13 protein-coding genes are annotated in these 22,492 nt (G+C 66.2%); 5 read left to right on the top strand and 8 right to left on the bottom strand.

Going from position 1 to position 22,492, the window contains the following annotated elements; translation table 11 throughout:
- Window positions 1-68 precede the first annotated feature (68 nt).
- From ACWEVR_RS01120 to ACWEVR_RS01105, 4 genes are read left to right on the top strand one after another with little or no spacing between them, the layout of a single operon-like run.
- The gene (locus ACWEVR_RS01120) at window positions 69-11,021 is read left to right on the top strand and encodes a WXG100-like domain-containing protein (RefSeq protein WP_452465328.1); all 10,953 of its coding nucleotides are present in this window, start codon (window positions 69-71) and stop codon (window positions 11,019-11,021) included.
- 46 nt (window positions 11,022-11,067) lie between these two features.
- Window positions 11,068-11,559, top strand: a complete 492-nt coding sequence (locus ACWEVR_RS01115) for a DUF6301 family protein (protein ID WP_452465327.1) — start codon at window positions 11,068-11,070, stop codon at window positions 11,557-11,559.
- Window positions 11,556-12,038 (top strand): TY-Chap domain-containing protein, encoded by a 483-nt coding sequence (locus ACWEVR_RS01110; protein WP_378668271.1) that lies wholly within the window; start codon window positions 11,556-11,558, stop codon window positions 12,036-12,038. The genes ACWEVR_RS01115 and ACWEVR_RS01110 overlap by 4 nt, the downstream gene beginning before the upstream one ends.
- Window positions 12,035-12,790 (top strand): hypothetical protein, encoded by a 756-nt coding sequence (locus tag ACWEVR_RS01105; protein WP_378668272.1) that lies wholly within the window; start codon window positions 12,035-12,037, stop codon window positions 12,788-12,790. The genes ACWEVR_RS01110 and ACWEVR_RS01105 overlap by 4 nt, the downstream gene beginning before the upstream one ends.
- Before the next feature lie 23 nt (window positions 12,791-12,813).
- Here the strand turns inward: ACWEVR_RS01105 and ACWEVR_RS01100 are convergent, their stop codons facing one another.
- The 5 genes from ACWEVR_RS01100 to ACWEVR_RS01080 are packed head-to-tail and all read right to left on the bottom strand — an operon-like array spanning window position 12,814 to window position 15,952.
- A complete protein-coding gene (locus tag ACWEVR_RS01100) occupies window positions 12,814-13,386 on the bottom strand; it encodes a hypothetical protein (protein ID WP_378668274.1) in 573 nt (190 codons plus the stop codon).
- 41 nt (window positions 13,387-13,427) lie between these two features.
- Window positions 13,428-14,930 carry a hypothetical protein gene (locus ACWEVR_RS01095; protein WP_452465326.1) on the bottom strand — a complete coding sequence of 501 codons (1,503 nt, stop codon included), beginning with the start codon at window positions 14,928-14,930 and terminating at the stop codon, window positions 13,428-13,430.
- A 2-nt stretch (window positions 14,931-14,932) separates the two neighbouring features.
- Window positions 14,933-15,244: a type VII secretion target gene (locus tag ACWEVR_RS01090; protein WP_452465325.1), complete on the bottom strand. Its 312-nt coding sequence runs from the start codon at window positions 15,242-15,244 to the stop codon at window positions 14,933-14,935.
- A gap of 40 nt (window positions 15,245-15,284) precedes the next feature.
- Entirely contained in the window at window positions 15,285-15,584 is a 300-nt protein-coding gene (locus ACWEVR_RS01085) for a YbaB/EbfC family nucleoid-associated protein (protein WP_452465324.1), read from the bottom strand.
- A gap of 11 nt (window positions 15,585-15,595) precedes the next feature.
- Window positions 15,596-15,952 carry a hypothetical protein gene (locus tag ACWEVR_RS01080; protein ID WP_452465323.1) on the bottom strand — a complete coding sequence of 119 codons (357 nt, stop codon included), beginning with the start codon at window positions 15,950-15,952 and terminating at the stop codon, window positions 15,596-15,598.
- A gap of 251 nt (window positions 15,953-16,203) precedes the next feature.
- Between ACWEVR_RS01080 and ACWEVR_RS01075 the strand changes: the two genes are divergently transcribed.
- The gene (locus ACWEVR_RS01075; RefSeq protein WP_452465322.1) at window positions 16,204-16,593 is read left to right on the top strand and encodes a hypothetical protein; all 390 of its coding nucleotides are present in this window, start codon (window positions 16,204-16,206) and stop codon (window positions 16,591-16,593) included.
- 62 nt (window positions 16,594-16,655) lie between these two features.
- Here ACWEVR_RS01075 and ACWEVR_RS01070 read toward each other — a convergent pair whose 3' ends face one another.
- The 3 genes from ACWEVR_RS01070 to eccCa all read right to left on the bottom strand — a co-directional run bounded on the left by ACWEVR_RS01070 (window position 16,656) and on the right by eccCa (window position 22,480).
- Window positions 16,656-17,912 (bottom strand): hypothetical protein, encoded by a 1,257-nt coding sequence (locus ACWEVR_RS01070; protein WP_452465321.1) that lies wholly within the window; start codon window positions 17,910-17,912, stop codon window positions 16,656-16,658.
- Between the two features lie 20 nt (window positions 17,913-17,932).
- Window positions 17,933-18,283: a hypothetical protein gene (locus ACWEVR_RS01065; RefSeq protein WP_378668286.1), complete on the bottom strand. Its 351-nt coding sequence runs from the start codon at window positions 18,281-18,283 to the stop codon at window positions 17,933-17,935.
- 132 nt (window positions 18,284-18,415) lie between these two features.
- A complete protein-coding gene (gene eccCa / locus ACWEVR_RS01060) occupies window positions 18,416-22,480 on the bottom strand; it encodes a type VII secretion protein EccCa (RefSeq protein WP_452465320.1) in 4,065 nt (1,354 codons plus the stop codon).
- Window positions 22,481-22,492: the final 12 nt, after the last annotated feature.

The raw sequence follows: 22,492 nt of genomic DNA, 5'->3' as shown, positions 1-22,492 counted from the left end.
GGGCTGTCGCCTACCCATATCTGCCGTTGGTTGCGCGGGTGACCCGCACCGAATTGCGGTAACCCATCATGGCTTTGGGTTTCCCCTCCTGGCTCGAACCTCTGGAATGGCTCGTCGGAGCCGATTGGCCACACGGCAACGAAGACCTCATGTGGCAAATGGGCAAAGACCTCCAAACCGCCGCCGACGACGCCCAAGCCCTCGTCCCCGAACTCGAAGCAATCGTGACAACCGTCAACGCCGCCTACCCCCAAGGCCGCGGCGGCGAATCCATCCTGCAATGGATCCAGCCCCTCATCGACGGCCAAGGCCCCGACAAAAACGGCTCCCTGGCCCACCTCGCCGACCACTGGACCAAACTCGCCACCGCCGCCGACTCCGGCGGCGACCAACTCCAAGCCGCCAAACTCAACTTCTACATCGCCGGCGCCTGGCTCCTCACAGAACTCGCCTGGGCCGCCGCCGCCGGACCCGGCGCACCACTAGCCCACGCCATCGTCATCTCCCAAGCCCGCACCGTGTTCCGGTGGATGGGCAAAAAGCTCCTCACCGCGATCGGCCACACCGTCGCCCGCAACGTCACCGAAGAAGTCCTCGAACGCATCGCCGTCAAACTCGTCTACGAGATCGTCCAGGAATCCCTCGTCGAACTCGGACAGGGCACCAGCCAAGAACTCGCCGTCCAATACATCCAGAACAAAACCGGCCACATCAACGGCTACGACTGGAAAGCCGTCGGACTCAACGCCGGCATCTCCGCCATCGCCGGAGGCGTCGGCGGCGGTGTCGGCTTCGGACTCGGCCGCAAACTCCCCACCACCAACGGCAAATGGGAAGGCGCCCGCAACGGCGCCCTCACCGGCGCCGGAGCCGGACTCGCCGGCGCCACCGCCGCCTACCTCGCCACCGGCGCCTTCACCGGCCAATGGGACTTCGACCCCCGCTCCTTCACCGGCGGCGCCGCCTCCGGCGCCGGACCATCCGCCATCCACGGCTACCGCGGCAACACCGACTTCGCCGGACCCATGACCGACACTCGCGGCACCCCGCGCGCAGGCACCCCCAGCGAAACAAACAACTCCGAAACGAATGCGGCTTCGAACAACCGAGCCGGGGACAGCCAGAACAACGGCAACAACAACGGCGCGAACACCGGAAGCGACACCGAAGTCGGCACAACCGCTACGGACCAGAACACAGGAGCAGCCGACACCACAACCCAGGAAACCGAAGCCGCGCCCTCGGAGCATTCGCCCAGCACACAACAGGCGAACCAACCCGCTGAACAAGCCGATCCTGGTGCCGAGGCCCCCACTACACAATCCACGAGCGACCTCAGCTCCGGGAATACAAGCGTCGACACCGCGAATACTCCAGCGGGGACTGCGATCGATGCGGCATCGACAGGGGTAGAAGCCCCCTCGAGCACTGCGAACGAGAGCTCTCCTTCGCCCACCACCGAATCCACCGGGCAGGCGGACCCGACGACGCCTCAGCGCAGCGGCACCGAAACCGATGCGGCTGTGCCGCAGTCCGATACCGCTTTGGAGTCACAACCTGAGGTCGGCGATCCGGCCACAGTCGTTCCAACAACACCCACCTCTTCGCCCGCAGTGGACACCGCGACATCGGCTGACCAGACCACGACCTCTCCGGCAGCCAGCGCGCAGGCGGCTCCATCGACCTCAACACCCGTCGCAGCAACACCCGTCACAGCAGCAAGCGCCACGGCAACGACCACCACACCGACGCAGGCATCCACTCCGAGTCAGACCCAGCGAACCCCGTCGGAAACAACCGATTCCGAACGGCGCGGACCCGCCACCGAGAACACCGCGCCCACACCACGAGCAGGCCAACCCGGGCCGTCGGTCCCACCGGCAATCGGATCGCGGGCGGCCGTGGACTCTCATTCACCGGCGACAACCGCACCGGTCCAGGCAGCCGGCACGAATGTCGCTGCGCCGACAACGAATACGACGGCAGAGACTTCGCGCCGTCAGCAGACGGCTCAGCCCCTGGACACCGCAGCCGACGACACCCGGGAGATGGCCAAGAACTACAAGGCCAACTCGCGGATGCCCGGCGGAGAGATCACCTTCGGCGAGCTGTCACCGAAGGCCAAGCAACTGGCCAACGCCTTGGCCACGAACGAGAGCGTCCCGATCCGGCCGGGCGAGGTGAGCATCAGCCACCTCGCCGAGTTGCAGAAGTTCGCGGACAACGAACACGCGGTCATCCAGAACGCCGACGGCGAATTGCGGCTCTTCCGGGGTGACAGGGTGCGTTCGGTGATCCCGCCGAGTTTGGCGTCCACCTACAAATTCATCCTGCACACGCATCCGGAAGATCGGCTACCCGGTCCGCCGTCGCCGGAGGAGCGTCGGCTCCGCCCCGACTGCGTCAACAGCATGCACCAGGATCTCCGGAACAAACGGACCCCGCATGTGGAAGCCGTAGTGAGCCGGGACGGCCAGGTTCGCTTCTTCGACAACGAGGGCGTCTTCGACCTGCCCCCTGGGCACTATCCGCGCGGTGGCCCGATCAACGACCGCGGCTACGTTGTCCCCGTCGCAGGTTTGGCGCCACCGACCACAACCGGCCCCGGCAGAGCCATCTCCGGGGATCCCGACCAGGAGGTCCACGATGACAGACAGCAGCGTTCCACCGCTGACACAGGCTCAGCGCCAAGCGTTCTGGCGGCGGCGGGGCTGGAAACCGGACCTACCGACAGACAAGCGGACAGCGATCGAGCAGTACTGGACGGACGAGATGATCGAGGAAGCGGAGGCCCACGGGTTCTGACCGATCCCGGCGAGGTCGGTCAGCTACAGATCAATGGGCGCGAGATCACTCCACTCGGGGTGAGTTCGCTGTCCACCGCCGACGCGGACCGTCTCACCGAACTCGGACACAGCACACCGGACCTGTACGAGCTGGCGCCGGCCGACGCCGATTTCTTCCGCCAGCAGATGGTCCTGCTCACCGAGAACAATCGTTTCGCGGCATCGGTGCACGTCTACAGCACCGAGGAATACGGCGCCATGCGGTTGTTCGTCACCGACGACGGTAAAGCGGGCATCGCGCTGAAGGGCGACGAGATCGTTTCGGTCTTCGCCCATCGCGACACCCGCTACCCGGGTGCGTCGATGGCGATGCTGACCATCGCGATCGATCAGGGCGGTCGAAGGCTGGATTGTTTCGACACAGTCTTGCCCCGGCTCTACGCGGAGGCTGGATTCGTTCCGGTGGCCCGCCTCGCCTGGGACGACGAATACGCGCCGCCCGGTTGGGATTACGACACGTTCGGCAAACACAACGGTGGTCGGCCCGACGTGGTTTTCATGGCCTACGATCCGGCGGCGGTCGGGTCGGAATACCGGCCCGGTGCAGGCCGAACGGTCACCGACTACGACGAGGGCATCGACGCGGCGCGCACCCACGCGCCGACCGACCAGACGACTCATACCGATCCGCCGGTCGATGACGACGCACGCGCCGCTGAACACCGCGTCGATGCCGAGTTGCCTGTCCGCCACGGCCCGCACAGCACCACCCTCGGCACCGACCCGACCTCGCGCCGTGTCACCGAGAACCTTCGCAACGAGGGTGCGCACGACGTCGTAGTCCACGGCAACGACATCGGCCGCCCGATCGACGACCTGGGCAACCCTGTCGATCCGCAACGGGTGGTCGAGGCCGTTCGCGCCAATCCCGACTACGTGCCGGGCACTCCGATCCGCCTGGTTTCCTGCCACAGCGGCAACGACGCCGGGTGGGCACAACACATCGCGAACGAACTCGGTGTGCCCGTCCACGCACCGACCGATGTCGTCGGCGTCCGGCAACGCCCCGACTCCCCCGCCGTGGTCCAGAACGACGGCCATTGGCGCACCTTCCACCCGGCGGACGCTGACGGCAATCATCGGGCACCGACCGCGCTCTCGGTTGATTCGGCACTCGCGGACACCAGCACGCACGGCGACTGGGACCTCATGGCCGACGAGTCATCGGCCGCGGACCCACTCACGCCCGCCGACATCGAATCGGTCTACGGCATTCCGATCCGGAACCAACGCCGTATCCAGGGATTCATCGACCGCTACAACCTGATCATCCAGGTCCGGCCGACCAATCCCGACTCGGTGCCGCACCTGAAAGCCGGTGCCGCGCCCAAACCGATGGCGATCAAAGACAAGACGATCAATGATCTCGATGTCGCGTTGGGCGCCCCGGCCTCCGCCAAGGGGCTGGTCGGGCGGTTCGGTCCGGGGATGTTGCGTATGCCCGACACCACCGGCATGTCGGATGCGCGCATCGAAGCACTCCAGCAGCGGCTTCGAGCCCGTGCGAAGGACTTCGACGCGTATGCGGCGGATATGGCCAAGCTCGCCGACAGGTTCGTGGTGACCGACGGCATCGTCCACCAAATGATCGATGGTCACGAGGTACCGGTCACCGGTGACCACGACATGTTCGAAATCCTGCACGCGGACGGTACTCGCTTGACCCCGGCAGAACTCAGCCTCTATGAAGGTCGACTCGCCGCGATCGGTGCCGGAATCATGCACGGTCCGCACGTCTACTGGGACCCGCAGAGTTCCTTCCAACGGGCACGCAATTACGAAAGCATCATCGACCAGCACCAGTTCGACCCGGCACCGAACGCGAAGAACGAGCCGCTCATCGAGTTCAAGCCGGGTTCACAACCGACCGTCACCTGGGCGTCGAAGACCCTGCGGGAAGTCGATCACGAGATGACACCGTGGCACGTGGCTGCGGTCATCGACGGCATGGAAGGTGCTCGGCGGGCGAGCATTCCTGGATTGATCGACGCACATTTCGGTGATTCGGAAGTCGACGCCCAGGACCGCGAACAGTACACCGAGCAGCTGCATCGACAGATCGAGACCGAAGCCGACAACCTGCGACAGCGCGCCGCCGAACTCACCACCGACCCCGACTTCGACCTCGCGATATTTCACGCCTGGGCCGATCAGAACACGAAGACGCCCGCCCCGGACGGACCGGACGGTCAGCCGATGACGGCCATCCGCACCGAGCCGGATCGCCCGCCGGTGGTCGTGCCGACCCAGTCGCCCGAACACGAGTTGGCGGTGATCAAGAAGCAAGCCGCCGCACTGCACCAGCTCGCCGATCGGCGAGACGAGACCTTCACTCGCAGTGCGCAACTCGCTGCCGAGCGCGGCGAACGGACGCGCGCGGGCATCGCCCATCACACCGACGACCCGGCTCGCGCCGACCTCGCTCGCCAGATGCCCGCTGTTCCCGGCTACTTCACCGCCGACGTGCGGCTGTCCGATGACGGCCACGCACTGATCGGTGACCACGCCTACACCCCCACCGAATACGGCGACCTGTTGCGTGCCCACGGCTGGGACCACTCCACCCCGATCCGCCTCATGGCCGACAACGCGTCTATCAACGGCTTCGCCACCCACCTCGCCCAGCACCTTCGAGTCGGCGTCCTGGCTCCCACCGCACCGATACGCATCGATGCCGACGGAAACTGGAACACACACCACCCCGACGGCAATGTCACTCCGCTCCCGCGGGACGAACACGTCGGCGCGCAGAGCCCGTCGACGACCGCCGCTACGGCGGAAACCAGCCGGGTTCCGACCACGAGCGCCCCACAGAATCTTCCCCAGCCGTGGCCAACCGATCCGGTGACCGGCTATGTCATCCAGGCTCGTGACCTGGAGTTCCTCGGTCTGACCGAGGAACAGGTCCGCCAGTGGATGGCACGGGAAGCCCCGCTGGGCATGACCCCGCAGCTGTACCAGGAATGGCGCGACTCGTTCCTGCAGGCGCTACGGCGCGACGGTGTTTCCGTCGATCAGGTCGATATCAGGCTGCGTGGGTCGGCGGCCGACTTCTTCTCCGGTGTTCACAAGCAACTACCCACCCTCGAGGAACTCGCCGACCAGCCCGAAGCCCAGGCAAGGCTGCGCGACTGGCTCGGCGACGACCCGGACCGACCGCTGAGCCGCCCCTTCGACTCGATGCACCGGCTGGGTGTGGAGGAGCCGAGCGACTTCGACATCAACATCTCGTCCGCGCAGATGTTCGAACAAGCTGCTGCCGCATGGGATCCGGAGGTGTACGACGGCGTCCTCACCAAGGACCACGGATACCTGAACAAGTCCGTCGTCGCGCACGAGTATCCACACCTGCGTCAATGGGCAGCGGAGTGGAACGCGCGCACCGGCCGCGACATGTCGTATGCCGTGTTCGACGCCACCGGGCCGAAAGACTCGTCCGCACAAGGCTTCTTCGTTCATTTCCGGGACTCGGATTGGATCGTTCACGGGCCGGTCCCGGACTCCGGGCGCACGACGACCCAGCCGAGCCACCAACCGCTGCTACCGGGACCGGCCGAGGCCATCGCCCCGGAAGCTGTCGCCGAGCGAGCCTGGTCGCAGGACGTGAGCAACAAGATCATGACCGCGGACGGGACGATCACTCGCTCGGAGACGGCCAAGACCAATGTCATCCGGTCGATCACCGACCAGATGACCGCACCGCTCGACCGGCTGATGGAAGCGGGCCGGATGCCGTTCGTCGATCCGGCGATGGCCACACACCTCGGCGATCCCGACTACGTAGTCGCACTGCACAATCCGGAGTACCCATCCATGGGTGGCACGCTGCTGCCCCGCTCGGAGATCGACCCGGGCAACCCCGCGCACGCACCGGATCACCTGCTGTTCATGGACTCTCCGGAGGCTGAACGAACGCTGCGCGAAATGGCGGTGAGCGAGCTCGTCATGTCCTGGGCACACACCTCCAACGGAACCAATGTGAAGTCCCTCGCGATTCAAGAGGCGGCCATCACCGAGTTCGGGCTCCAGGATGTGCAGTCCTGGCGGATGACGCCCGAACTGCGCGCGGAGGTCGAGCAGGAGGTTGCCCGCTACGGCGACATCCATCGGGAACTGCTCCGCATCCAGTACGACCAGACGCAACGATGGCTCGCCGCCGAAGGCGTGAACAACATCGTGTTGTACCGCGGCTACTCATGGGCCGAAAACGAGTTCCCCGACTGGGCGCGGGGCACTTCGGGTACCACCATGGAAATGCCGTCGCAGCGACCGCTGTCGTCCTGGACGGGTGAGCGGCGGATCGCGTCGGACTGGCTGACCGAACACGAATTGCCGGGCGTGATCATCGCGTCCCGATTCCCTCGGGAAGCGGTGGTGGCCTTCCCGCAGACCGGCATCGGCTGCCTGTGGCAGGTCGAATTCGTGGCACTGGCGGGTCCGGGAACGACCACCCTCGATGTCGTCCACCGCCCCGAAGCGACTGCGACCGTTCCGGCGGTCGACCCCGACCCGGTTCCGGCCGACATCGGGCCGACCCGGGCCCCGGCGACGATCAGCACCGCACGGTACGACTTCCGGCAAACCGTCGACGAGGACGGGCGCCGGACGACGGAGGTGACGGTTCGTGCGTATCTCGAGCAGACGCCGGGTGTCACGGCGGCGCAGATGCAGGCGGTCGCGCGGACCATGATCGAGGCGAGTGCCCAGCTTTTCGGTGACCCGGCGAAGGCGCCTCCGGCTGCCCTGTTCCCTGAGAAGTCCGGTCAGAACGGGCCGTCCGCACCGCGACACGCCTTGCTCAACGGTGACGCCTTGCGCGTGGATATCGAGTTCGTCAATGATCCGGACCAGGCGCACCTGCGGGCGGCTGTAGCGCCGACCACGGAGGGTGACGGGCGGCGGTGGGCGCCGGATGTGGCGGCCGAGACGGTGATTCGGGCCATCGGTGAACACGTCGGCCTCACCGACGCGACCGCCGGTGTGGAATCGGCGGATATCCACCGGATCAGCCACGACCTCGCCGAGGCGATCGCCGCGACGCCACCGTCGCCGCTGGCAGGCGTTACCTTCTCGCACGGTACGCACAGCACCACGATCGGCTCCGATCCCGCGACGCGACGCGTCACCGAGAATCTGCGCAACGAAGGCGCGCACGATGTGATCCTGCACGGGGACGAATCCGGGCACCCGATCGACGACAACGGTGCCCCGCTGTCGCCCGAGCAGGTCGCCGACGCGATTCTCATCAATCCGAATTATGTTCCCGGAACGCCGGTTCGACTCGTGTCCTGCTTCAGTGGCAGTGCGGTCGGCTGGGCTCAGCAGATCGCCGATCGGCTCGGTGTCTCGGTCCACGCGCCCACCGATATCGTCGGTGTCCGGCAGCGGCCGAACTCTCCGGCGGTGGTCCACAACGACGGCACGTGGCTCACCTTCACCCCGGGAAGCGCCACGCCGGGACAGCCCGAGACGACGCCGGGTGAACGCACATCGGATCGAGCCACCACAGACGGGCTCGACGGCTGGGACTTCATGGCCGACGCATCCAGCGACCCGCCCCCGATCGAGGGTCTGTACGCGATACCCGACACAACCATCGATGCCCGCGGCTCGAGTCCGGCATTACCGGATCCGCACGTTGGACCGGTACCGACCGGCATGGTCCTCGGCAACGACGGACTGCTCCACATGCCCGGTGATCGAGCCGACAGTTATCGCACCGAAGACGGGCGCTGGCACCATCACCATGACGATCCGGGGACCTTTCGGGACAAGAATTTCGCGCTACACGGGGGCAACCGTTTCATCGAAGATCACTTGACCTCACAGGATCTCGTGCACAAAGCGCAGAAGGAGGCCACCGAGATCTACGAGGTTCGCGACGAGACCGTTCGCGAAGCACTGGACCAACACTCCCTCGAACGCCAAGCGCAGCAGATCGAACGAGACGCGGCAGGCGCTGTCGTCAAGGGTCACATGGCGGAGTTCGCGATCGATCGAATCCACGACCTCAAAGCCGCCGAACTCGACGCGGTCATCGAGGCCAAACGCGAGGCTGTGCTGGCCGACAGCCGGCTCAGCGACGCCCAGATCGACGCGAAACTCGATCGCCTCGATGAGCTGCGCGACAACGCCGAAATCTACAACCGCCTGGGCAACGAGATGGTCGCCACGTCCAAGGCGATGGGCGAGCTTGGCGGAAACGCGTACGCGGTCGACAGCGAACTACGCCCGAACGCAACGCTGCTTTCGCCTTTCACCGGGGCGTTCGACGGCAACAAGACGATCGATACCATCGCATTCGTACCCGGTACGGCCACCACGCCGCCGACGCTCATCGGCACCGAGAACAAAGGTCTCGGCTCACCGTTGGGCGATGCGGTCACCGCGTACGGGAAATCGGAGCAGGGTTCGACCGAATACGGACTCCACACACTCGACATCGACCAGAATCTCCGCCGCATTCTGCACGAAACCCACGACGAGATGCGTGCGCGGGGACTCGATCCCGAGAGCCCTGCAGGCAAACGAGTCATCGAGGCCCGCGAAGAACTCACGCGCGCACTGCACGACGGAACGCTGCGCATGGAATACCACTATGTGCATGCTCGTATGGACGGCACCATTGAGGTGGCGAGGTTCATCGTCGACGGTGGCCCGAATACTTCCATCGCGGCGATCGGTGGAATGGTGCGCGATGCCGAGTACCCGTTCCGTAGCCGCACCGAGTTGGAGCAGGTGCTCTCCAGAGAACTCGACCGGGCGAAAGATGGATTGCTACGCGGTCTCGACAGCCCCGATCTTTTCCGCGCCGTCACCGACGCTGTGAGCTTCACCTATGGAGCACGTGACGACAGCACCATCGGAAAGTCCGCAGAACTTGCGACCCAACTGTTCGACCAGCAGGCCGAGATCGGCCGCGCCCTGCAGCTCGGATCAGCCCCGGACGCGGTCAGCCGAATGATCGTCGCCGCGCAGGAACAGGCTGCCCGCCTGCTGGAGATGGAAATCCAGAGCAGGATCACGGTGTTCAAGGATGTCGAACTCGGGCAGTACCGCGACCTGGTCGAGCAATTGATCCGCCTCGATGTCGAGAGTCGGGCAATACCGCTGACCACCGAGATCAAATACAACGAACGCATGATGCTGCGGGACGCGAAGGCTCTCGCGATCAGATTCCGTGAACACGAGGACCCCGCACGGGCGAAATTCATCGAGCACATGCTCGATCTGACCCGCGAGATATCCGCCGCCCGAGGCAAGGGCATCGATCTCGAACTCTCCGAACTGGCCAAGGAATACAATGCGCTGGAACAGGTGATCCAGGTCGAACGAGCCGCCGAGGCTCGGGCTGTCGAAAGTCTCGGTCTCGATCCGAGGCATGCCGAACAGCTGGCCAAGATGCTGGATAGGGATCGGGCGAACGACTTCGGTCGTCCGATGGAGACATTGGGTCGCGAGATCGTCAGGCAGGGCACCGCCAGGGCCGTCGAGGCCCGCGAGCTGCCTGCACTGGAGCGGGGGCGCGTGGCCGAATTGGCCCTGACCCGGGTTCAGGAGATCGAGCGCACGCTGGAGCAAGGCCGCGAACCCGATCCGCAGATGGTGCGCGAAACCATGGACACGCTCAGCGGGCTCGTGCGAGACGAGCGGGCAGCCGAATCCCGCTCGCTCGAAGCACTCGGACTGAGTCGCGAGCACCGAGAAGAAATCGGGAAGAACCTCGAGCTGGAACGCGCCGAACTTTTCGGTCGTTCGATGGAAACCCTCGACAAAGAATTGGTTCGACAGGACCACAACCGAACCGTGGGGGACTCCAAATTCCGGATCGGGCCGGAGCTCGCGAAGACTTTCGACGTCCGCGCCTACCGACAGGTGTCTGATGGTATGGGGCGCGCAGTCGAGGACCGAGCACTCGATGCGGGCGATAAATCACGTCAACCGGCCGTGCCCGAATTCGATTCTCATGAACGCCGGTTGGCTATCGCCGCGGCCCTGCTCAGCAAGGGAGTTTCGCTCGAGCTGACCGAAGTGAGGATGCTGGTCGAAATGGGCCAAGGTGTTCATCCTCAGGTCGCCATCCACGCCAGACACGAAGCGGGATTACGGACCCTGGTGCGCGAGCGGGAACGCGCCCGCGAGCGTGAGGCACGGGGAATGGAACGTGGCCGGTGAGCTACTCTGACCGAATGCGCCGGCCGGGGACGAACAGGACGCTGATATGAAACGCTGGGAAACACTGTCGGAGAACGAAATCGCGGAGCTGTCCACCCGTCTACGCAACCTGGATTGGTCCTGGCAGATGACCGACGTCGACGCGCTTGCCGCGGATTTCGGCTGGGAAGTCCAGGCCACCCGCCCGGACTCGGTGCGCCTCGACGTCGGCTTCGGACGAGGCAGCGGATCGGTGCGTGGCTATCGCGGCGCGGCGACCAAGATCGACCTGGCCGTCACCGCGTTCACCGGCGACACCACCGCCACCCGAACAGCTGTCCGGGACACCTTCGCCGCGATGGTCGCCGCGATCACCGGCGCGATCGGCGCACCGACGAGCAGGATCCCCGGCGAGTACGCCGAAGTCCGCTGGGCGGGTCCGGACACCACGCTCCGACTGGTCGAGATGACGAGCAACATCCACCTGTATCTGAACACCAACACCGACTTGGCCGCTCACGACGAAACCGTGCGGTACCAAGAGCAGGGATTGCTGTGACCGACTGGACCGACTTCGCCGACGGTCTCGCACAGCAACTGATGCTGCTACCGGCCGGCGCCTTCCTCGTGATCTGCGCACCACACCCGCCCCACGATGCCCGCGAGTTCGTCCAGTTCGCACAGACCGATGACGAGCTCTACGGCCAGCTCGCGGGCGACGAGTGGCTCGATGAGAGCGACCGCCGCACTCCCGACGAACGCCGGCTGCTCATCGAAACCGGTTGGCAGGAACCCCATCCCGATCATGTCGACAACTGGTGGGTCGAACTCCCGTGGCCCGCGCCCTCGACCAGCTATCGGAAACTGGCATCCATGGCGGTTGTCGGCTTGCGCGATGTCTTCGGTATCACCGCGCCGGAACTGCTCACCTACCGGGCGTGGAACGGCAGGGCGGGCAACAGAGCTCTCGACCTTCCGCTGCTCGGTCTGGACTCCACGAACTCGGGCGACGACGCAGAGGATTCATCGCGACAATGAACGACGGCACTTTCGAGTCGGAGCGTGGAAATCTCCTCGACGCGGGAAACCGGATAGTCGAGCTGTACAAATCCGCACCCGACACCGAAGAAGGCGACGCGATCATCTACGACGCCTTCGAATACTTCGAACGATACGTCGAACTGCTCCCCGAAGTGGTCATCTCCCGGTGCCCGTTCACCAGGGCGACCGTCCGCTGGCCGATGGACGACGTCGAACTCGACGGCTGGTACTGGGAGTACGACAAGCCCCAACGCCGACGGTTGAGCAGCGTGCCACGCACGTGGCTCGCCATGGGCGGTGCCGTCCGTCTCACCGAACCCGTTGCCCCCGCGCCCTTCACCCGCAGGCCCGGCCCCGACGTTCCCTACGTCCTCCCACCGATCCTGAACCACCCGACGGTCCGTGCGGTGGTCACCCAGATCGCCATCGGTCCACACACCGGGTGGGCGACCACTTACTACAGCACCACCCGCGATCTGGGAACCCCACTCGAGAATACCTGGGGCACCGATAGATACGACACGTACGACGAGAACGGGAGCTGGCGCGGCTGGGATGAACACACCTGGGCGGACAGTGATCACGACTTCGACCTACGCCCCTGGCTCGACAGCGGCAAGTTGCTCTGGACAGCCCCCGACGACCCCACCGCGACACTGCGCGAAGGGGTAGCCGACTGCCCCTACCTCGACCTCGCGGGAACCCGGCGGCGTCAGCGGATCGACGGTGGGACCGTCACCAGATACTGAACGCCGCTACGACAGGTTCGCGATCACCGCGACTGATCGTTGGCAAGGAAGGCTTCGGCTTCTTCGCGGAGACCGGTCGGGGCAGGCTCCCAGGTCGGGCTCGCCATGAATTTCCTGAGTGCTTCCCGTTTCTCATCGTCCGATGCGGTGGTGACCTGAAGGACCGACCACAGCTCAGGCAGCGTTCGGGCCGGTAGATCCCACCGCATCGTGCGCAACCAGTCCTCGTTGCGCGTTTCGGTGGCGACACCGGGACGCTGCGCGTGGAACATCCGGCGCTCCACGACGTCGAAACCCACCGCGCGTGCCGCTTCCTCGGCGAGTTCCTGCCAGTGGGAGATCTCGTCGGAGGTCAGTTCGGTATCGGCCGAGGTATCGAGGTAGATGGACCACTGGTCCTCCTCGATCCGCCACAGTTCGAGCTGGGCGGCCCGGCCGTCGGCCAGGCGCACCTCCCGAACTCCGAACTCCGCGTCGTCACGATCGGTCAACCGGCCGACCCGGCTCAGCCGTAACGTGGCTCTCAAGGCCTCGAGACCTGCCTGATCCAGGCGCCCGGCCAGCCGAAGCCGCAGATGCCGTGTGCGTTTCCGCATCAGTCTCCGATCCTCTCGAACAAATCCCACCGGGCGCGGGATCAGACCACGAGGCTGCCCGACGATTCGTCGAACGTCTCCTCGTCCGCGCCGATCACCGGCATCGACGTACCGCTCACAGCGCCGACGAGCTCGTCGCCGTGTGAACCGGCGACCAAGCCCGTGCGTTCGGGGTCGTGTGTTCCGGCGTCACCCGCGCGACGTGCGGCGCCCGCGCCAGGAACCATACCGCCCGGTGCGCCGGCCGTCGTCTGGCGTGCGGAGTCCGCGGCCTGGCCGGTTGCTGCCACGTCGATGCTCTGCCGACCGGCGAGCGGGGTGCTGCTGAGCGGGGAGCTGCTCGGTGGCATGCCGCCGAGACCGCCCATGCCACCCATGCCGACCATGCCCATTCCGCCGCCACCACCGCCTGCGCCTGCCGAGGCGGAGCTCGGGTCGGTGGCCAGTGCGGCGGTGCTGCTGTCGTCGGTACCGTCTGCGGCCCCGAGGTTCTCGTTGAGGCTGTTGGCTTCGGATAGCTCGGAGGACACCGACTCGCCGAGTTGGGTGGCCGCGTCGGTGAGGGTGCTCATCACATCGGCACCGGTCGATGCGGCTTCGGTGGCGGCGTCGACGCCCTCGCTGACCGCGCTGGTGGCGCTGCTCGCCAGACCCGACAGCGCCTCAACGCCGGTCGGGGCCATGCTCATCAGGGGTGTCGCCACATTGAGCGCGGTGGTCAGCCCGGAGATGATGTTCGGTGCCTCGGTGACGGCGATCTTCTGGCCCGCGGCCGTCATCTCGCCGGCCTTCGTGGTCAGTGCCGCTTGGGTTTTCGTGACGATCGCGGTGCCCTCGGCGACGCTCTCGTTGGCGAGGGTGATTGCCGCGGCCTGACCCCACGGGGTCCACAGCATCGGCGCGAGCGCGGTGATGCCCGCGACGAAACGAGCGATGACGCCGTTGATCTCGGCCAACCCCGTGCTGACGTCGGCGGCACCCGCCGCCACCAGCTGGTTCATCTTCTCCGCCTGAGCGGCGGTATCGGTGGTGTTCTGGGCGACCTCGGTGGACTTGGTCGCCGCGGCATCGGCACCGGTGCCCTCCCAGAGCGCGGTCGCGGCCGACAGCGCGTCTTTCGCCAGATCGACCACCGTCGAGAGCGTGTCGGTGATGCCGGACAGCGCCGAGGTGGGACTAGTGCTCGAACCGCCCGAACCGCCGGTGGAGCCGCCTCCCGACCCACCACCCGAGCTGCCGCCGGACCCGCCGGTATCCCCGCTGCCGAACGCGGATGCCATTTCCAGCACCGGCTCGATCAGGCTCGACAAGGGAATCGAGGAGGCGGCCTCGGCTACCGAGGACAGATCGGGCAGCTGGGGAAGCTGCAACGAGTTGAGCGCATCCGGCACCGACATGTCGAGCAGCGATCCCAGCCCGTGTGCTTCGAGCAGCTCACGGATGATCTCCTCGACGGTCTGCGGTGTCTCGCCCTCGGCGGTCTGGGTGGCCGCGGCGGGGTCGGCGACCATCCCCTCCGCGGGCGCGCTGTCTTCAGTCGCCATGGCTAGGGCATGACCGTGTTGAAATCGGCCGCCGAGCTGACTTCCGTGGTCTGGTACGCACCGGCGGCGCTGAGGGCCGCGGCCGAGGTGGCGGCGTGGACGGCCGCGATCTCACCGATGGTGCTCAGGTGGTTACCGGAGGCCACCGCGAACGACGCGAGGAAGTCCTGGCCGATGAGGCCGAAGATGGGCACCGCCGCGGCGACCATGCCGGCCGCACCGGCACCGGCGCTCGCGACCTGACCGGCGAGAGCGGCGTGCTCGCTGCCGAATTGGGTGATGGCGGCCTGCGAGGTCTGCAAAACCTGGTCCATGGAATTCTCCTTCAAGCTTGGATGAGCAAAGTCGGCAAGGTCAGGATGTGGTCGCTTCGGTGAATTCGGCCACGAGCCGGTTGTGTTGTTCGAGTGCGCGTTTTGCGCCTGCCTCCGCCGCCGCGACAACCGCGGTTTCGAACTCGGCAGACGACAGCGCTGAAATGTCCTCGGTCAATTCGAGATCGACCATCGCACCGGTGCCGTCCATCACGACGATCACCGCGCCGTCTGCGGCGCCGACACGCACTCTGATCGCCGCGAGCTGATCGCTCAGATCTTGCAGCCGGTATGCCTTGCGCATCACCCGGTCCATCAATTCGTCCATCGAACGAACCATGACAGCTCTCCTCAGTTCGACGGGGACCAGATCTGCGGGTCGGCACCGTATCGCTGCTCGTACTCGAATTCCGCGCGCGCGACCTGCTCGCGTGTGGGCACGCCGATGGCGGCGAGCGACTGCGCGCTCATTCCTGCGGCTTCCAGCTCCGCCCGCCTGGCCAGGGCACCCCGGTCGGCGGCGCGGCGGCACAGCGCGACGATCTCGGCGGCGAGGTCGTCGGGCTGTCGGTAGAGTTCGTCCTGGCGGATCCTCAACCGCAGCGGCTGACCGCGTTCGGTGGTGCGAACCGCGATCGCGCCCGATGCGGATGTCGCGGTGAAGGTCGGCGGATCAACTTCCGGCGCACCGGAATCTGACTGAACCACGAGATTTCCCCCCTGAAAGATCCTGCTCTGTACAGCATTCCGCAAACACGACGAATGGGCAACCTTTGACGCAACTTCCGACTACCGCCCTGTGATCTTCGAAATGTAGCTTTGAAAATGCAGGACCCGTACTGCCACAACGAGTTCGACGTCATTGCGCGTTATGCTCAGGTAGACGAACTTCGCGAGGGTCGGAGGGCTGCGGCCTCCCCTGCGGAGCAAATCGGGGAATTGCTCCTGAAAGGAAGCACATGCTAGAACTCGAACCGATCGGCATCTACCGGGAAATGTATCGGAGCGGTCATGACGACCTGCCCTCGCTGCGTGAATCACGCACTACGCACCATCTCGATGATCGCGCCCTGATTCTCGAATACATGGTCGCTGCCACACCGGTATTCGACGTCATGGGTAGCGTGGTCGACCTTTTCGATCCGAGTACGTCGATCAGGAGCGGCCAGTCGCTGATCTCGGACGGCACGTGGTTGTGGCGGGTCGATTCGATTCACTATCTGACCCGATACGATCTCGCGATTCCGGAGGAATTCGTCGAGCATGTTCGCGCCCGGAACTATCAGCCGGTGACGGATGTCGACCTGGCCGACGAGGTCTACGACGCGGCCATCACCGCGTACTTCTAGTTGATCCGGTTCGCAGCACCCGCTCGAGGTGCTGCGAACCGTTGTATCAGGATGAGACCGCGTCAGACAGAAAGGTCGACCTGTCCCGATCGCGGTGCGCGTTGCGCCGCCGCGCCGACCACCGGCTGGGCCGTGTCGGCGATATCGCCGATGACCTCGTCACCGTGCTCGCCGGTGACCAGGTTGGTTCGCACGTCCAGACCGCTGCTCGCGTCGCCCGCCCGGGCGGCGTTGGCCATGCCCTGCCCGAGCGGCAGCATCCCGGGCCCACCGGTGACCGCGCCACGACCACCGCTCGACGCGCTGGCAGTGGCCTCGGTAGCGGCGCCCGTGGTGGTGGCGCCACCGGTGGACCCGCGTCCACCGGACCACGCCCCGAGGGCCGGTGCGACCGCACTCACCGCGCCGATACCTCCGATGCCACCGCCGCCTCCACCGACACCACCGGCGGATGCGCCGATATTCGCGTCGTGTTCCAGTGCGACATCTTCCACGGTGTTCGTGTCGGTGGTCGTCTCACCGGTCAACGCGGAGGTGAGCTGTTCGGACGCGGTCGTCGCCAACGAGAGCAGCGGCGTGATGAGGCTGGACAGCTGCGAGAGCATGTCCGAGGAATCCATACCGGAGGGTGCGCTTGTCACATCCACCTTGGTGCCTGCAGCATTCATCGACGCGGTGTGGGCGGTCATCTCCGCGCGTGTCTGCGCGACGACAGCCAGCGCCTCGGCGCCGGCCTCGGCGGCGAGCCCGAGCAACGCGGCCTGCCCACCGGGTGTGGCCACCAACGGAGCCGCGGCCGTCGCGGTGGCGATGAACCTCGCGGTGATGGCCGTCAGCTGGGCCAGTCCTTTGGCCACAGAGGCCGCCGCCTGGGTGACGACCGACTTCTGTTCGGCGCTCTGCGCGGCGACCTCGGTCGAGTCCTGCTGCACGGCTTGCGCTTTCGAGGATGCGGCGTCGGCGCCCTCGCCTTCCCATTCCTGCATGAGCGTTTGTAAGGCGCTCACTCCGACTTCCAGCGCCGTCTGCAAGATGGTGCCCGCGTTCGACAACGCCTCGGTGGGATCGAACGCCGTGCCGGTCCCGATCTGCCCGGTGCCGAAACCGGCGGCCAGGTCGGTGAGCGGTTGGACGAGAGCCGACATGTCGATCAGGGGCAGCGCGGGCAGATCCGGCAGTGCGGGCAACGCCGGAAGTTGCGGCAGGGCGGGCACTCCCATGTTCGCGAGCGCCGAACTCACCGGGAGATCGAGCGCCGGTCCGATCGCGCTCGCACGCAACAGTTCGATGGCCGAAGGCTCGGTGGCTATCGTATTCATGACAATCTCCTAGTGATAGATCACACCGACCGCAGCCAGCTGTCCGGCTCGGTGTCGTAGTCCTGCTCGGCGACGACCTCCGCGGCCGCCACCGACTCCGGAGTCGGTAGACCCAAGGAGGTGAGGACATCCGAGCTCACACCGGCGGCGGACAGCTCCGCCCGCCGCGCCAAGGCCGCACGATTCGCCGACTGCTTGCACAACCGCAAGACCTCGGCGGCCAGCTCACCCGGCGGACGGCGCAACTCGTCCGCTTCGATGGTGACCCCGAGCGGCAACCCCTGTTCGGTGGTGCGCACCTCGATCGCCCCCGTTCGCGACAACGCGAAGAACGCATCGGCGTGCGAAGCCGACCCCCCTTGTGCTGACATCGATCCTGCTCCCCTTCGAATCCCCACCCGAGCACTGTTACGCACAGCGTTTCACAGCGACGATACCGTGATTATGAGCCGTAACATAGTGTGTGGCAGAAGATTTCACTTGCTGCCCGGGTGGGGTTTCGATCAGAGCGGTGGCAGGTCGGCGATCTGGACGAGTTCGATGCCGAGACTGCGCGAGACGAGGGTGCCTCGGCCGGGTGGCATCTTGCTCGGGCGTACGTCGCCGACGAGTTTCCCTTCTTCGCGTGAGCCGCTCATGATCAGCGTTTGCACCGACATGTTCTTCATTCCGCCGAGTACCGAATCGAAGAGCGCGCGGGAGGCGCCGCCGATGCGGCGGGCCACGATCAGGTGCAGACCGATATCGCGTGCCTGGGGCAGGTATTCGAGCAGGGGTGAGAACGGGTTCGTCGATCCGGTGACGACCATGTCGTAGTCGTCGACGACGACGTAGATCTCCGGGCCCGACCACCAGCTGCGGTCACGCAACTGCTGCTGGGTGATGTCGGAGCCGGGGATGCGCTTGCTGAGATAGCCCGCCACCTCGGAGATCATCGGCCCACAGGTCTGTGAGGACGTGGAGTATCCGGCGAGCTGATCGCCGTCGAGCACGCCGAGCATGGTGCGCCGGTAGTCGATGAGGATCACCCGCGCCTCGTCGGCGGTGGATTGTTCGGCGATGCTCATCACGATATTGCGCAGCAGCGTGGTCTTGCCGCATTCCACGTCGGCGAAGGCCATGAAGTGCGGTTCCACAGCGAAATCCAGGACCAGCGGCTGCAATTCGGACTCGCCCAGGCCCACGACGATCTTGCTGCGGTCCAGGTGCACGCCCTCGGCCTTGGCGGCGGCGACCACCTGGTCGCGGGGCACGCTCAGCGGCAGCATGCGCACTTCCGGGGCCCGCCTGCCCTGGTAGAGGGTCGTGAGTTCCTCGCGGGCCCGGGTGACACCGTCGGCGATGGTCGTGGGATCGGAGTCGGAATCCAAGCGGGGCAAGGCGATCAGCATGTGCAGCTGTTCCGGCGTGAGGCCGCGGCCCGGCCTGCCGACCGGAACCTGGTGGGCGGTCCGGCGATTCATCTCCGAGTCGCCGGGGTCACCGAGGCGCAGCTCGAGCCGGGTGCCGATCTGGTCCTTCACGACCGGACGGATCTCGGCCCAGCGCGAGGCGCCGATCATCAAGTGGATACCGAAGGAAAGACCCTGGGTGGCAATGGCATTGATCTGCGGCTCGAGTACCTCGAATTCCTCGCGGATGGCACTCCAGCCGTCGACGACGAGGAACACGTCGCCGAACAGGTCGGCGGCGAGCGCGTCGCCCGCCGGGGCCTTGGTGCCGTTGATCTGGCGGGCCTCGAGGGCGGAGAACTTGCGCCTGCGGAACTCCGCCATGGACTCGATGCCGAGTTCGGCGAAGCGCTCCTCGCGCTGACGCATCAGCGAGGTGAGTTCGGCGACGGTGCGGCGCACCCGGTCACCGTCGAGACGGCCGGCGACCGAGCCGACGTGCGGGACGCCGACCAGACCGGCCATACTGCCGCCACCGAAGTCGAGGCAGTAGAACTGCACCTGTTCGGGCGTGTGGGTGGCGGCGGCGGCCATGATGATGGTGCGCAGGGTCGTCGACTTGCCCGACTGCGGACCACCCACCACGGCCACATTGCCCTGTGCGCCCGCGAGGCTGATGGTGAGCACATCGCGGCGCTGCTCGTAGGGCTTGTCGACCACGCCGATCGGCATCCACAGCTGACCGTGCCGGTTCACCGGCGAACGCCAGTCGGGGTCGGGCAGCAGCATGTCGGCGGTGGGAGGCTCCTCGAGCGGCGGCAACCACACCTCGTGGGCGGGGCGGCCGTGACCGGTGAGCCGCTTGACGACGACGTCGAGCAGCGAGTCGGGGATGCCCTCCTCGCCTGCGACAGCGCCGCTCGGCGGTGGCGGCGGCAGTTCCGGCCTGACACGCTGGGCCGGCTCGTCGGCTTCCTCGGCCGCCACCTCGGCGACCTCGACCGGCGCGGCGGTGAATTCCACCAGGCGCTGCCTGCCGACCGGGGCGCCGTCGTCGTCGACGACAGTGCCCGCCGGTGCGACGTACGGGCCGGACACATAGCTCGCGTTGAACCGGAGAGGCTCGGACGCATCGCTTTTCAGGTAGCCGGCGCCGGGCACGCTCGGCAGGTGGTAGGCGTCGGTGATGCCGAGCACCGCGCGCGACTCGTTGGCCGAGAACGTGCGGAGACCGATCCGGTAGGACAGGTGCGACTCCAGGCCGCGCAGCTTGTTCTCCTCGAGCCGCTGCGAGGCCAGCAGCAGGTGCACGTGCAATGAGCGGCCGAGTCGGCCGATCATCACGAACAGTTCCGCGAAATCCGGTTTCTGCGAGAGCAATTCGGAGAACTCGTCGACGACCACGAAGAGCGCGGGTAGTGGGTCGAGGGGAACGCCTGCGGCTCTCGCCTTTTCGTAGTCGGTGACGTTGGCGTAGTTGCCCGCCGAGCGCAGCAGTTCCTGGCGACGGTTCATCTCACCGGCCAGCGCGTCCTTCATACGGTCGACCAGCGAGAGTTCTTCCTCGAGGTTGGTGATGACCGCCGCCACGTGCGGCAGCGAGTCGAGCCCGAGGAAGGTGGCGCCACCCTTGAAGTCCACGAGCACCAGGTTCAGGGCGTCCGGCGAATGCGTGGTGACCAGCGAAAGCACCAGTGTGCGAAGAAATTCCGACTTACCCGAGCCGGTGGCGCCGATGCACAGACCGTGCGGGCCCATACCGTTCTCGGCGGATTCCTTGATGTCGATCTCGACCGGAGTGCCGTCGGGGGTGATACCGATCGGCACCCGAAGACGCTCGCGGGCCGTCCGCGGACGCCATACCTTCGACGGGTCGATCTGGGCAGCATCGGGGATCTTGAGCAACGCCATCAGGCCCGGATCGGCGGTGGTCCCCTCCCCCAGGCTCACGATTTGCGCCGCGGTGGCCAGTCGGTACCTGGCCAGCGTGCGGGCGAAGGACTCGGCTTCGGCGAGGCTGACGGTGTCGGCGGTGGCGAACTTCTCCACACCGGAGGCGCTGCGTGCCGACACCTCGCCCGCCTCGGCGACCAGTTGCAGACCGCGCCGCGCGGCCAGGCCGTTCTCCGGGGCGGTGAGGTCGAGGACGGTCACCGAGTCGAGACCGGATTCGCTGATGAGGCGCTCGTTGCCGCTGACGTACCCGTCGTCGATGATGACGACAAGGTGTAAACGCCCCTGGGTCGGTTGCGGATTGCGCATGAAGCGGCCGCGTTCCATCAGCTCCGAGGCGAGCGCGGTCTCGAGTTCACCGAGCGAGGTGTACATCATCCGGGCCGAACCAAGGCTGTCGCGCTGGTTCGGGTGTTGCAGGTGCGGCAGCCATTTCGCCCACGCCCACGGCCCGTCCGGGTCGGCACAGACGATGGCGACGGCCAGGTGATCGGGTCCGTGGAAGGTGGCCAGCTCCATCAGCATGGAGCGAACGAGCATCCGCGAATCCTCGGTGGGGCCTGCGATATTGATGGCCGGGAAGGCGCGCAGCGACACCGCGGTCGGCAGCTCGTGCACCACGGAGTGGGTGCGGACGAAGCGGCGAAGGGCCACGGTGGAAACGGGTTCGAGGTCTTCGAGTGGACCGGTCTCCGGGCGTGCCAGTTTGGTGGCGAGTCGATGGCTGCCGACACCGACCCGGACATGCCCGAAGTCGGGGTCGGCCGGTCGGCGTTCCCACATCCGGCGGCCGCCGATCAGCGAGGGCAGGTCAGCGGGGTCCGGGTGACTCCAGCCGAGCGCCTCTAGCTGCTTGCCGCCGGTGCGTCGCACGTCCTTGCGCACCTGGTCGAGGTAGCGGAAGTAGTCCTTGCGCTCCTCGTTCAGTTCGACGGCGCGCTTGCCGCCACCACCGCGAACACCGGCCATCATGCCCGCCATCGACATGATCATCATCATCGGGAACATCATCGACATGGGGTTGGCGAGCATATTGCGGCCCATGGTCGCCATCATCGCGATCATGCCGATCACCGCGACGATCATCACTACCGGCATGATCTTCATCATCAACGGCGCCGGCAGCGCGCGCGGCACTTCGGGTGGCGCGGTGAGTGCCACCTCGCCACCCGGCGCGCGCGGCGGCGCGATCCGTGGGCGACGGACGAATCCTTCGGTAGCCATGGTTCCTTTCGA

Source organism: Nocardia sp. NPDC003979 (assembly GCF_053605015.1).
The sequence above is the reverse complement of the archived record's forward strand: the minus strand, read 5'-3'. Positions and strand labels throughout refer to the sequence as shown.